Origin of the sequence: Caldicellulosiruptor morganii, from assembly GCF_026810225.1 — a bacterium.
GTDB lineage: Bacteria > Bacillota > Thermoanaerobacteria > Caldicellulosiruptorales > Caldicellulosiruptoraceae > Caldicellulosiruptor > Caldicellulosiruptor morganii.
On sequence record NZ_CP113865.1, the window covers coordinates 1,751,634 to 1,764,565 of the forward strand.

General features: G+C 37.2%; 13 protein-coding genes, 4 tRNA genes and 1 pseudogene. 9 read left to right on the forward strand and 9 right to left on the reverse strand.

The window, feature by feature from the left end; all coding sequences use genetic code 11:
* Positions 1-2 precede the first annotated feature (2 nt).
* Entirely contained in the window at positions 3-845 is an 843-nt protein-coding gene (locus OTK00_RS08700; protein WP_045169897.1) for a prephenate dehydrogenase, read from the forward strand.
* Complete coding sequence (aroA, locus tag OTK00_RS08705) at positions 842-2,143, forward strand: 3-phosphoshikimate 1-carboxyvinyltransferase (protein ID WP_045169898.1); 1,302 nt, start codon at positions 842-844, stop codon at positions 2,141-2,143. The genes OTK00_RS08700 and aroA overlap by 4 nt, the downstream gene beginning before the upstream one ends.
* A gap of 38 nt (positions 2,144-2,181) precedes the next feature.
* Here aroA and OTK00_RS08710 read toward each other — a convergent pair whose 3' ends face one another.
* Complete coding sequence (locus OTK00_RS08710; protein ID WP_045169899.1) at positions 2,182-2,988, reverse strand: sugar phosphate isomerase/epimerase family protein; 807 nt, start codon at positions 2,986-2,988, stop codon at positions 2,182-2,184.
* Positions 2,989-3,133: 145 nt separating this feature from the next.
* Between OTK00_RS08710 and OTK00_RS08715 the strand changes: the two genes are divergently transcribed.
* Both OTK00_RS08715 and OTK00_RS08720 read left to right on the forward strand, forming a co-directional pair.
* On the forward strand, positions 3,134-3,532 hold the full coding sequence (locus OTK00_RS08715; protein WP_082054643.1) for a nucleoside triphosphate pyrophosphohydrolase family protein: 399 nt from the start codon (positions 3,134-3,136) through the stop codon (positions 3,530-3,532).
* A 99-nt stretch (positions 3,533-3,631) separates the two neighbouring features.
* Complete coding sequence (locus OTK00_RS08720; protein WP_045169900.1) at positions 3,632-4,189, forward strand: DUF4364 family protein; 558 nt, start codon at positions 3,632-3,634, stop codon at positions 4,187-4,189.
* Between the two features lie 51 nt (positions 4,190-4,240).
* Here the strand turns inward: OTK00_RS08720 and OTK00_RS08725 are convergent.
* Positions 4,241-4,316: transfer RNA gene (locus OTK00_RS08725), tRNA-Ile, on the reverse strand.
* A 10-nt stretch (positions 4,317-4,326) separates the two neighbouring features.
* Positions 4,327-4,401 (reverse strand) — tRNA-Asn (locus OTK00_RS08730).
* A gap of 252 nt (positions 4,402-4,653) precedes the next feature.
* Between OTK00_RS08730 and OTK00_RS08735 the strand changes: the two genes are divergently transcribed.
* Positions 4,654-5,271, forward strand: coding sequence for a GNAT family N-acetyltransferase (locus tag OTK00_RS08735; RefSeq protein WP_045169901.1), 618 nt, complete (start codon positions 4,654-4,656; stop codon positions 5,269-5,271).
* Positions 5,272-5,570: 299 nt separating this feature from the next.
* On the opposite strand, the gene panD is transcribed toward OTK00_RS08735, so the two are convergent.
* The 5 genes and pseudogenes from panD to OTK00_RS08760 all read right to left on the reverse strand — a co-directional run bounded on the left by panD (position 5,571) and on the right by OTK00_RS08760 (position 10,182).
* Complete coding sequence (gene panD / locus OTK00_RS08740) at positions 5,571-5,957, reverse strand: aspartate 1-decarboxylase (RefSeq protein WP_045169902.1); 387 nt, start codon at positions 5,955-5,957, stop codon at positions 5,571-5,573.
* A gap of 76 nt (positions 5,958-6,033) precedes the next feature.
* Positions 6,034-7,565: pseudogene (locus OTK00_RS08745) on the reverse strand (IS200/IS605 family accessory protein TnpB-related protein).
* 120 nt (positions 7,566-7,685) lie between these two features.
* A complete protein-coding gene (gene panC, locus OTK00_RS08750) occupies positions 7,686-8,540 on the reverse strand; it encodes a pantoate--beta-alanine ligase (protein ID WP_045169903.1) in 855 nt (284 codons plus the stop codon).
* Complete coding sequence (panB, locus tag OTK00_RS08755; RefSeq protein WP_045169904.1) at positions 8,540-9,334, reverse strand: 3-methyl-2-oxobutanoate hydroxymethyltransferase; 795 nt, start codon at positions 9,332-9,334, stop codon at positions 8,540-8,542. The genes panC and panB overlap by 1 nt, the downstream gene beginning before the upstream one ends.
* Positions 9,331-10,182, reverse strand: coding sequence for a Rossmann-like and DUF2520 domain-containing protein (locus OTK00_RS08760; RefSeq protein WP_045169905.1), 852 nt, complete (start codon positions 10,180-10,182; stop codon positions 9,331-9,333). The genes panB and OTK00_RS08760 overlap by 4 nt, the downstream gene beginning before the upstream one ends.
* Before the next feature lie 312 nt (positions 10,183-10,494).
* On the opposite strand from OTK00_RS08760, the gene OTK00_RS08765 reads away from it, so the two are divergent.
* The 4 genes from OTK00_RS08765 (at position 10,495) to OTK00_RS08780 (ending at position 11,623) form a co-directional block, all read left to right on the forward strand.
* Positions 10,495-11,013, forward strand: coding sequence for a ferritin (locus OTK00_RS08765; protein WP_045169906.1), 519 nt, complete (start codon positions 10,495-10,497; stop codon positions 11,011-11,013).
* Between the two features lie 80 nt (positions 11,014-11,093).
* Positions 11,094-11,315: an FmdB family zinc ribbon protein gene (locus OTK00_RS08770; RefSeq protein WP_045169907.1), complete on the forward strand. Its 222-nt coding sequence runs from the start codon at positions 11,094-11,096 to the stop codon at positions 11,313-11,315.
* Between the two features lie 69 nt (positions 11,316-11,384).
* A tRNA-Leu gene (locus OTK00_RS08775) sits at positions 11,385-11,472 on the forward strand.
* 74 nt (positions 11,473-11,546) lie between these two features.
* A tRNA-Arg gene (locus OTK00_RS08780) sits at positions 11,547-11,623 on the forward strand.
* Between the two features lie 109 nt (positions 11,624-11,732).
* Here OTK00_RS08780 and OTK00_RS08785 read toward each other — a convergent pair.
* Entirely contained in the window at positions 11,733-12,932 is a 1,200-nt protein-coding gene (locus tag OTK00_RS08785; RefSeq protein WP_045169908.1) for a tyrosine-type recombinase/integrase, read from the reverse strand.

A 12,932-nucleotide genomic window follows, 5' to 3' on the forward strand; every position in this document is an offset into this window, starting at 1 on the left:
AGATGAAAAGAAGAATTCTGGTTGTTGGACTTGGTTTGATTGGTGGTTCGCTTGCCAGAGCATTTAACAGGCTTGGATTTGAAATCCATGCGTTTGATGTAAATCAAAAGTCAGTTGAAATGGCCATAAAAGATGGAACAGTAAAAGAAAAAATAGAAGACTTAGAAGACGTAGAAGATGAGTATGCCTTTAGTTTTATATGCGTACCTGTATTGGAAAGCATAGGAATTTTAGAAAAGTTATCGTCAAAGATAAAAAAAGGAATTATCACTGATGTCGGCAGCACAAAGGCTCAGATATGCCAGTTTGCAATTCAAAAGGGAATTTCCAACTTCATTGGTGGTCATCCAATGGCTGGCACAGAAAAAATAGGATATGAACATTCTTCTGATACTCTTTTTAAAGGAGCATATTATTTTGTAACACCAACTGATATAAATTCCAGAAATGACGTTGAAAAACTGAAAGAACTCATAACTTCAATTGGATGCAGGGTTGAGGAAATTGATTATAGTCTTCATGATGCTATAACCGGCGTAATTTCACATCTTCCCCATGTGGTATCTGCCGGGCTTGTAAATATGTTAAGTGAAAGCAGTATCTTCTGCAAGTTTGCTGGAGGGGGTTTTAAGGATATTACTCGCATTTCCTCCTCCAGCCCCAGGATGTGGGCAGACATATCATTCTCAAATAAAGAGGTTTTAATTGATCTTGTGGACAAATATATTGATCTTCTGACAAATTTTAAGCTAAATCTTGAAGAAAATCGCTACAGCGAGGTCTATTCATATTTTGAAAGAGCAAAGCTAATAAGAGACAGGATTGTGAGTGATGAACAAAAATGAATGTGAAGATTGAAGGAAGAAGAAAGATAAAAGCAAAGGTTAATATCCCACCTGACAAGTCAATTTCACACAGAAGCATAATGATAGGCGCTTTAGCAAAAGGAATAACTGAAGTAGAAAACTTTTTGTTTGCCGATGATTGCATAAGCACAATTGAGTGTTTTAAAAAACTTGGAGTTGAGATAGAAATAAAAAGTGGCAGGGTTATTATAATTGGGAAAAATTATAATTTATCAGCTCCTGATAAGAGGCTTTACTGTGGAAATTCCGGTACAACTGCAAGGCTTTTGCTTGGAATTTTATCCACACAGCAGTTTGAAGCGGTTTTGGATGGAGACAGCTCTTTGCGAAAAAGACCCATGAAAAGAGTAACAGAGCCTTTAACCACAATGGGATCAAGTTTTGAATTTCTGGAAAATGACGGCTTTTTGCCAGTAAGGGTAAAAGGAAAAAGTCCCTTGACCCCTATTTATTATACCCTGCCGGTTTCAAGTGCACAGGTAAAATCCGCACTTATTTTTGCAGCCCTGAAAGCAGAAAACAAAAGCGTAATAAAAGAAAGTCCTATGTCCAGAAATCATACAGAGCTTATGTTAAAGTCTGCCGGCGCAAACATCAAAACCTCATTTGAAAATGAAGTTTACAAAGTTGAGGTATTCCCCGGCAATTTGGAATCACTTAAAATCAGAGTTCCCTCGGATATTTCTTCAGCCGCATTCTTCATTGTGCTTGCTCTGATTTGTGAGGACAGCGAAGTTATAGTTGAAAATTGTATTCTAAACCCTACCCGGACAGGTATAATTGATATTCTAAAACAAATGGGTGCCGATATCACAATTGAAGATGTTCAGATTCAAAATGGTGAACCTGTTGGAAGGATAATTGCTAAAAGCAGCAACCTCACGGGAGTTTCGGTTGACAAAAAGGATATTCCACGCATCATAGATGAGATACCCATTCTGGCTGTTGCAGCAGCCTTTGCCGATGGAAAAACCATCATTGACAATGCTTCAGAGCTCAGGGTGAAGGAAAGTGATAGGATAAAAACAACCATCGAGATGTTAAAAAGCTTTGGTGTGGAGTGCTATGAGCTTGAAAACGGGCTTTTGATTGTGGGATCAAAAAACAAATTAAAACCCGGTATTGTCAATTCCTACAGCGACCATCGAATTGCAATGGCAGGAGCAGTTATGGCATGTGCAACAGAAGGCGAAAGCACTATCTTAAATGCAGAATGCGCATCCATATCTTTCCCGGGCTTTTATGAAACTCTTATTGGGCACAGCAAAAAGGTGTGAAGTGAGTATTTGCCTTTTTGCTGTGCACTTTTTTAGATTCATCTAATAAGGTTTCTCATTCTGCTAATAAATTCTAAAAACACAACTCCTGGCTCTTCAAGTTCGGAAAACCACCTTTTTACCCACTCAAGCGAAATGTACCCCTTATAACCATCACTGATTAGCAAATCAATAGCTTTTTTAATGGGAACATCTCCCTCACCTATCATCTTAAACACAACTCTGTCGCCTTCCATCCTTGAATCTTTTACGTGAACATGTTTTATATACTTTTTCAAGTTGTTATATGTGTACTCTACATCCTCTTTAAAAAATCTGAACGGATGATGAATATCCCAAACAACCCCAACGTTCTGATAAGGTATATTTTCAAGTAGAGTTGCAAGTTTCTCAGAATCAGCCCATACACCATTTGTTTCAATTAGAACATCAACATTATAATTTTTTGCAATATCACATAAGAGTTCTAACATCTTCCCTACAAACTCTTCATCTATGTCTTCTCCGGGTGTTATCCACTCATCCCCCAAAACCCTTATATATTTGCAGCCAAGCTCTCTTGCCAATTCCATATGCTTTTCTGCTGACATAATTGTAGCATTTTTAGATTCTCTATCAAAAAGATGACAGGATGTAGCAATACATGAAATATCCAGACCAAGCTGGCTGAGTCTTTCCTTTGTATGCTTAAGATTGTCACCGATAAATGGTGATGCTTTATATACCTCAAGCTCATCACTTATTCCTCTGATTTCAATTCCATCGTATCCAAAGTCCTTTGCAGTTGTGATTATTTCATCCCACGTAAAATTTGGGCATCCCACAGTTGAAAAACTTATCTTCATTTAAAATTGCTCCCCCTTTAAAAGTCCTGTTTTTAATATTTTACACTATTGTTTTTGATATGAAAAGCAATGCTTAATTTCTTATTGACATTTGAATTTGAAGAAATTTATAATTAAACTAAAGTTGTTTTTTTAGGAGTGAAATATGTTGAAGGATATCTTCATAGACGATTTTCAATATGTAGTTGACGAGTTATTAATAAGAAACAAAAGCATACTTGACAGCCTTACCAAATTTTCCGAATCAGCAGCAAGAGTTAATCGGAGCATAATAAAGTCTGTTACAAATTGCGGATGTATAAGAATAAATGCCAAAAAACAAGAGATTCCAATAGATGTAAGTCTTAAAGAAGCCAGAAAGTATTTAAAAACACATGTGGAGGGAAAACTGTGTGAAAATTGCAGGGATCTGATTGAAAAAGAGATTGGAAGCACACTATTCTATTTAGCGTCAATCTGCAATACCTTAGATTTGAATCTCTATGATATTGTATTGAAAGAAATTGAAAGAATGAAAACACTTGGTGAATTTAACCTAAGATAAGCAAAAACGCAAAGTAAAGCCCAAGAACAAAAAACATAAAAGCCGCCATATTTTGTTCAGAATATGGCGGCTTTAAAAGTAAAAGGAGTGAAAACTGAAATGTCGAATGAATATAATGAAATACATACCCTTGCCAAGAACAAGCTTATAATATTATACTTCTTAAACAAGATTAGTATTCCCATTTCAACTCAACAGCTGGATGAATTTATTCTCTCAACAATGTATATGAACTTTTTTGAATATCAGCAATATCTAAAAGAACTCGAAGCTCAAAAGCTCATACATAGATATGACGATGAACTTCGAACATACATCGAAATTTCTCAAAGCGGCAAAGATGTACTTAATACACTTATTAATCTTCTCCCACAAATTGTACTTTATGACATTGAAGATTACATAAAGAAAAACTACAGAAAGATAAAGATCAACACTGAAGTTTACTCAGACTACAAAATCGTCAGTCCCAACGAATACATAGTTGTGTGTTCTTTGCGAGAAGGAAATAGTTTACTATTTGAAGTAAAAGTAAACGTGCCTCACGTAGAAATTGCAAAAAGAATCTGTCGTAACTGGAACAAAAACGCCGAAGTTGTTTACAGACTTCTATTTGAAAATCTGGCTAAAAACCATGAAGAGTCTTCCCAGGAGTAGAAAAAAATAAAAGCAAGTCTTTAAAAGGACTTGCTTTTTGTTTTTGGAAATTGGTGGGCCCTTAGGGACTCGAACCCCAGACCGACCGGTTATGAGCCGGCTGCTCTACCAGCTGAGCTAAAGGCCCTTGAAAAAATTGGCTCCCCGGGTAGGATTCGAACCTACGACCCTCCGGTTAACAGCCGGATGCTCCACCGCTGAGCTACCGAGGAACCTCTTATTCTTTTATTTACCTTGTTGTCTGCGTGTTTTCCTCACGCCGTCGACATTATTTATTATACTTATAAAAGATTTTTTGTCAATATCCTTTTTTGAAAAATTTTATTGGAAATATATGGTGGTTCTGCTTTCCAAAAATCTCTGTTCACCTTTCTAAAAACTCATGGAAGGAGTATAATTAAAGTACTATACAGAAAAAATTAAAATATAAATAGCAAAAAAGCCTGTAAATAAAGGTGAGGTAAATGATAAGATGTGCAAAATTTTCCGACCTGCCTCAGGTTGCTGAGATTTTCAGAGAAGCCTTCAGTGATAGCATAAATTTCTATTTTAACAACAAGATTAAAAATTCTGCTATTGAAGATATATTCAAAGTAGTTCTTCTTGCCGAACCGCATGGTTTTCTGGTATATGAAGATAGAGAAAATAAGAAAATTGCCGGATACATTTGTGTGGTAAAGGATATTAAAAAGGTATGGTTAGCAGCTATTTTGTCTCTATCGGTTTTTAAATGGGCAATCAAATGGATGTTAGGGCTTTATGGATTTGGCGTAAAACCCATCTGGAAGATTCTTTCTAACAAGCTTGATTTTTTTAAGTTCCAGACAAAATACGCAGGTGGTATCAGTGCTCAAATTCTTTCAATAGGCACACGCAAATCATACAGAGGTAAAAACATTGGAACACAGCTTGTTGAGGCAGGGCTGAACTTTTTGAAATCAAGAGGTGTAAAACAGGTTAAATTGGAAGTAAGACCGGATAATCTGCCAGCAATAAAGCTTTACAAAAAATTTGGCTTCTACCAGATAGGAATGTCACAGGACCCTCAGGGTAAGTGGATTGTCATGAAGAAAGATTTTTAGAAAAATTAAAAGGGGCTGTCCAAAAAGATAATTGAACAGTCCCCTTTTTACAAGATAAAGTCTTTAACTTACTCAATTTTTTCTATATGTTGCGTAGTAAAATTTAAAATTTTGTTTTTAGACAGCATCCTAAAATAATATTTCACAACAGATTTGCATTGAAATCATCTAAACATTGTTATCACTTTTCCGGCCTTTTTTGTCATTTCAAATAGAATGCCAAACTTTTTAAAAACAAAAAGCCAAATTTATAAGTTCGCTGCTCAAACCCGCTATTTACATATTCTTTGAAAACTTTTTTAACACATACACTCCGACGCATTTTCTTTGTCCGATAGTTTTACAATCTTATTGTTTTCATCTACAAATACCACTTTAGGTCTATGGTTTTTATACTCCTCCATTGTAATCAAACAATAAGCCATAATGATTACTTTATCTCCGACCTGCACCAAACGAGCAGCTGCACCATTTAAACAAATTGTTCCACTACCAGCTTCTCCTTTTATCACATATGTTTCAAATCTCTCTCCGTTGTTTATATTCACAACCTGAACCTTTTCATTTTCCAGTATTCCAGCTGCCTGCATAAGTTTTTCATCAATTGTAATACTCCCAACGTAGTTCAGATTGGCTTCTGTAACGGTTGCCCTGTGTATCTTGGATTTCAAAACTTCTATAAGCATTTTTGATCAAACCTGGTCATCTAAACTGTGCAAAACTGCACAAGCTTAGACGGCTGGGGTATTTGTAGTCCGCCCTTCAGACTTTCCCAGCCCCAGCAGGCGGTTTTTGGGAAAGTCATAGCCCCTGCCTTTAAGTGGCAGGAACTCACGCCGATTTTCGGTCTCCCCACTTGCCCTGAAACCAATATCCGTTTCAGGACAGACATGTCTCGCAACACCCTGCCAGGGGAGAGCGGTGTTACCACCGCTACCCTGAGAACTCGCCAGAGATTGTAGCCTGTGCTACAACTACCTGCACTTGTTCCATCCAGAGGTGCAAATAGCCTCCCTGACTCACTCCCAGAGCTTTGTATCTTACGCATTACATATTCAATCTCTTTGATTTGCCTTTTTCTCAAGTTGGCATTTTTAACTTCTTTGCTTACATACTCTTTCAGCTCTTCTAAACTGCTTACATCAAGACTATTTAAAAGCTCCATATAGTTTGCAGGTACCCTCTCTTTTTCCCCAAGTCCTCTTCTTGCTATCACATATGCGCTTGCAATGTCTTTGCTTATTTATCATAAACTGCGGTGCGAACTTTATCATCCCTATTATCGATGTGTACGCAGGACTTACTTCTATAACCTCTATCCCTTCTCGTTTTGCTAAAATCTTAACCTTCTCTAAAAGCGACCTGTAGCTGAAAAAATGTCTTATCCGTCTTGATTTTCTGCCAGAAAAATCTCCTCTTCTTCCTTTGTCTTTTATATCCAGCCTCTCTATCACAATAGCTTTTCTTTTCTCTTTTGCCATCTTTACAATCTCATGTGCATACTGCCACCTGTAATACTCTCTTTTGTCATGATTCCCACTTTCAAGCTCTGGCATTGGAATCTTGCCATGGCTTATAAACTGTCCGCTCCTGTCCACCTCTACCCATGCCATGTGATTTGGATATGCATTTTTATCTATACCTATAGCACCATTTTCTCTGGTGATTTCTGTCGCCGGAAAGAGTTCTTCTGCTGAAAAGTAAGCATATATTTTCCCATTCTTGAGTTTTAGCTCTACTGAATAAGGCACTTCAAGAATAGCAATCTCCTGTAAAATTTCTTCTCTGTTTTTGTCTTTCTTATAGCCAGCTGACAATCTTGCAAATACATATTTTCTATCTCCTACATTTATCCTCAAAAATGTGCCTCTTTCATTTGCCACAATCCTTGTGTTCAAGTTCCCTTTCTTGCTCCTGTCTCCTCTTGAATAAAGATTCCCTTTCCTTTTTTCCTGCCACTCAATCTTAAGTTTTCTGTAAGGCTTGCCATTTATATGTCGCTTTTTGAGCTTTTCAAAAAGCTCTCTACCACCAAAGATAGCTTTCCTCGGGTCTTCTCCTCTTTGCTTGCAGGACTCTAAAACAGCTTTTGCTTTCATTATTGCATCATCTACATACCTTGAGTTCAAATCAAAAATCCCTTGCAGTTCTCTTTTGAGGCTATTTCTATCATAGCCTTCTAAAAGTCTTTTGTATGCAAATCTCATGCAAGATGACCATCTTCTCATAAGCTCCAGTACCTTTTGCCTGTCTTCAAAACTTTCAAAAATCAGCTTAGCCTGAACTGTTACCACGTTTTTTGCACCTCTGATTAATGTTCTTGTGCTTTTACCATACTCTTACTAACCTTTTTTACATACTCAGTAATATTTAATACCACCCAGTCAAAATTATACCTTTTTGCATTGTAATTCTCAACTGTTGCAAACCTCCACAATTATATTGTCGATAAGCCTGGTTGTGCCAACAAACACTGCCAATGCTATCAGCACTTTTCCTTCAATCTTTGTAATTATCTCAAATGTTTCATAATCCACAAACTCAATATAGTCAATTTTTGTGTGTTTTTCATTTAAAATCAAATCTTCCATTACTTTCTTCAGTTTTAAAGTATTCCTTTCTCCCCTCTCAATTAAATCCTTTGCCAGAGTCAGAGCCCTGTATAAAACTGTTGCTGATTTCCTCTCTTGCTCAGAAAGATATACGTTTCGCGAGCTCATTGCAAGTCCATCTGCCTCGCGCACAATTGGACATGGAACAATCTCAATATCCAGATTAAGGTCTTTTACCATCTGCTTAATTACAGCAAGCTGCTGTGCATCCTTTTGCCCAAAATATGCTCTGTCAGGATTCACAATATTAAAAAGTTTAAGAACAACAGTTGCAACGCCATCAAAGTGTCCCGGTCTTGACCTTCCACACATAATCTCTGTTATTTTCTTTACAGAAACAACCGTTTTAAAGCCATCCGGATACATCTCCTGCACAGATGGATAAAATATATAGTCCACTCCTTCCTTCTCAGCCAAACTCCTATCTCTCTCAAAATCACGAGGGTATCTATCATAATCTTCATTCGGTCCAAATTGAATTGGATTTACAAAAATACTCATAATTGTTATGTCATTTTCACTCTTTGATCTCCTGACCAGGCTCAAATGTCCTTCATGCAGATATCCCATTGTTGGAACAAATCCTATTGTTTTGCCCTGGTTTTTAAGGTTTTTTACAACATTTTTCATTTCCTGAATTGTTCTGATAACATCCATCAGTAACTATGCTCCTTTCCTGGAAATTCTCCTTTTTTCACCTCATCGATATACCTGGAAACGGCATCTTTAATTGCACTGCCAATCTCAGCATATCTTTTTACAAACCTGGGCTTGAAGTCCTCATACATACCAAGCATATCATAACACACAAGTACCTGCCCATCACAATAGGGTCCAGCCCCAATACCAATTACAGGTATTTTTACGCTTTCCTGTACCTGCTTTGCAACCATTGCCGGGACTTTTTCGAGTACAATTGCAAAAACACCTGCTTTTTCAAGTTTTTTTGCATCCTCTATCAACTTCTTTGCTTCTTCTTCCTCTTTTGCACGAAGGTCATAGCCACCAAATACATTCACAGATTGAGGAGTGAGGCCCAAATGCCCCATAACAGGAATCTGGGCTTTTAGTACAGCTTCTATTTTGTCCAAAACATCATCACAGCCTTCCATTTTCACTGCGTATGCACCAGCCCTAATGAGCCTCCCAGCATTTTTAACAGCTTCTTCAGGCGTTGTATGATAGGACAAAAATGGCATGTCTGCAACAACCATTGCATATTTTGTGCCCCTTGCAACAGCCTTTACATGGTGTTCCATATCATCCATTGTAACCGGAATAGTTGAATCATATCCAAGAATAACCATGCCAAGTGAATCACCAACAAGCAAAATGTCCACCATACAGCTATCAAATAGCTTTGCAAATGTGTAGTCGTATGCTGTGAGCATGGTAATCTTCTCGCCTCTCTGTTTTTTCTCCATCAGCACTTTTGTTGTAACCCTGTTCATAACTCAAATCTCCCACCTTTCGATTCAATAAAATCTTTTAATTTTTCAAAAACATCAAATTGTCCTCTTTCTTTTATAAGTTCCAGTGTCAGTTTCAACAGCTCCAGTAGCGTATCTTTCTGATGCTCAGAAAGTACCATATAATGCTTCTCCAGGGTGGATATATCTCCTCTTGCTGCAGGACCAGTAAGGGAGTTAAGCCTATCATTCAAGAAATTTTCAAGCGATGCTTTTGCAAGCGGACCTATCATTGAAAATATAACATCATCAGGAAGCTTTAAATCTCTGTAAATGTTATATGAAAAGTTCAAAAGTGAAACTAAATAGTTTGAAGCAACTGTGGCAGCAAGGTGATATTTTATTTTATCTTCTTTTTTAAGCTCTATATATTTATTCCCCAATTTTTGAAGTATTATCTTACCAGCCTCAAATCCTGTTTCATCGCCTTCTAACGAGAACACAGCCTGGCTTAGTCTCTGAATATCTTCTACTTTTCCTCTCAATGTCTGCACTGGATGAAGAGAAAATCTTCCTTTGCAGGGCACCATTATTGCACTTGATGGCAATGCCCCCGAAAGATGAGCAAAAATCTTTTCTTTTGAAATCTCCTGCTCAAGGTTTTTTGAAACCTCTTCAATAGCAGAGTCAGATACGCTCAGAAAAACTATATCGCAGGCTTTAACAAGTTCCTTTGCATTCTGAAAAGCCCTTGTGCATGTCAAATTTGCTGCTTCTTTGGCTTTTTCATACGTTCGGTTGTAAAATCCTGCAACTTCAATTCCCTTGCTTACAAAGTACAAGCCAAGAGAAATTCCTGCTCTTGATGCGCCATAAAAACCAACTCTCATAAAAAACTACCTCCAAAAAAATTAAAAAGGCAGAACAGAGTCTGCCTTTTCTTTTCAAAATGTGAACAAAATTATGAACCAGTAGCTTCTCTTTAGCAGTCCCTGTTCTTTTAAAAATCAGGGCAGCTTTTTATTCAATTTTCAAATAAAGCCAAATAGCCCACATGAGTTTGGTATGGCTCGACAACCCTGTCGATACCATCCTAATAAAATAATTATACCACAATTTAAAAAAAGATGTTGTTAACTTTTCTATTTTTGAGGGTAAAAATAAATACGAAAAAAATATTTTTTGAGAGGTGGAAATGAATAATGAAGAGTGAGAAAATAATTGATATGCTCAATGAACAACTCAACAGAGAACTTTTTTCTGCTTATTTTTACACAGCAATGGAAGCTTATTTTGCTTCACAAAACTTAGATGGTTTTGCACACTTTTTCAATGTCCAGACAAAAGAAGAATTAGACCATGCAAGGCTGATTTTTGACTACATCAACAAAATTGGTGGAAGGGTTATTCTCAAAGAATTAAAGCAACCAAAAATAGACTACTCATCCCCTACAGAAGTGTTCGAGTTAGCGCTTGCTCATGAGCAGTTTATAACATCCTCCATACATGAAATAGCTAAAGCTGCTTTTGAGGAAAAAGACCTCACAACGCACAACTTCCTGCAGTGGTTTATAAGCGAGCAGGCAGAGGAAGAGGAAACAATGGATAAAATTTTGAGAAAGCTCAAATTTATCAAAGAAGACCCGAGCGGACTTTTGTTTTTGGACAAAGAATTATCAACAAGAGTATACACTCCGCCTTCAATAATGCAGGCAGAGTAAATTTAAAATAGGGTTGAATTTGCTTAATTTTCTGGTATACTATTTGAAATAGAGAAAAATAATGAAGGTGGCAGGATAAAATGTACTACACGTTTATCTGCAATAAATGTGAAGAGGTTTTCGAAATAAATGCTTCTATTTCAGAGATTTCAAATGGTTTAAAAGTAATTTGTCCCAAGTGTTCTTCAGATGATGTAAGAAGAGATTATTCCAGAATAAATTTCGGAATATCTGCGGCAAATAGCTCAAATACCCAGAGTTGCAGCAGCTGCTCAGGAAACAGAGGCTGCTGTGGAAGTTAAAATTCAAAAAAGTTATTGACAAAGTTGAAAGAGCTTTTTATAATATATATTGCGACAGCTACAAAAGGTGCCGAGATGGTGGAATTGGCAGACACGCTACTTTGAGGGGGTAGTGGGCGTTATGCCCGTGCGAGTTCGAGTCTCGCTCTCGGCACCAACTAAAAAGAAAATAGAGCCCTACTAACAGGGCTTTATTTTTTATTTGTGGAACAGAAAAAAAACAAAAGTTGCGCGCCCATAGCTCAATTGGATAGAGCATCAGACTACGGATCTGAGGGTTGGGGGTTCGAATCCTCCTGGGCGCGCCAGTTATTTTCAAGGGTTTGAGGTTTGGAATAATATTACAAATGCATTTTCTACAGCTACCCTACAGCTACCCGAGAAACTGTAAAAAATTAGGGTAATTACTCCACCTGTTTAGGAGTGATTACCCTTTGTTTTTATTATATCCTCAAATAAATTGTTCAACTTCATTGCAGCAGCCTTCTTTATTTCCGGCATAACATGGGAATAGATATTGAGAGTTGTTGAGATGTCCTTATGTCCTAAAAGCTCTTGTACAACCTTAGGATGTTCATTGGCTTCTAAAAGCCTTGTTGCATATGTGTGCCTTAATGCATGAAAGTTTATGTCAAGGTTTGCCCTTTTAATTATTCGGTAAAATGTCCTTAAAAAATTCCTTGGTTCAATTGGAGTGCCGAGTTCTGTTGCAAATACTAAATTGTTATCTTCATATAGATTTCCGGCTTTCAACTTCTCTTCAAGCTGCCTCTTTCGGTGTTCTTTTAGCTCTTCCACAATAGCAGGTGGTATAGGGATTGTTCTTATACCAGAAGCAGTTTTAGGTTCTTGAAACGCTAACATGGTTTTTGTCGGCAGGTGTTTATCATATGTTTTTATTCTTTTGAGAGACCTTTTTACTGTTATTGTGCCTTCTTTGAGATTTACGCAATCCCACTTCAAAGCAAGAAGCTCACCAAGCCTGACTCCACTTGCAAGAGCCAATAAAAAAGCCGGTCTTAGTCTTTCACCTTCCAAAGCAGCTATAAACCTCTTTTGTTCTTCCAGACTCATGACTCTTATTTCTTTCTTATTCTTTGCTTTTGGCAATGTTGTTGCTTCACTTACATTTCTTATAACCAGTCCATTCTTTAGCGCTTGGTCTAATGCTGAGTGTAATATAACATGAATGTGCTTTATAGTAGAATATGAGAGCCCACTCTCACATTTAGAATTATACAATGCTTGCAAGTGTTCAGGTCTTAAATCTTTAAGTTTATAATTTCCTATAGATGGAATAATGTGATTATTGATAATGCCTTCATAATCTTGGAAGGTTGAGGGTCGCAATGTCTGTTTTTTATATTCCCAAAGCCACGTGTTAAGCCAATATTTCAATGTTATCTTTGCAGGGTCAACATAAACACCTGTTGCTATGTCGTTGAGTGCCTTTGCTATCTTTTCAGCAACCTCTTGCCTTGTCTTACCATAAAAATACTGCCTCTTTTGTCTTCCGTTTTCGTCTCTTCCTATTGTGATTTGCCCACACCAGAGCCCGTCTTTTCGTTTGTAAATACTGCCTTCATTATTACCTCTCTTTTTTGTCTTTGTAGGCAT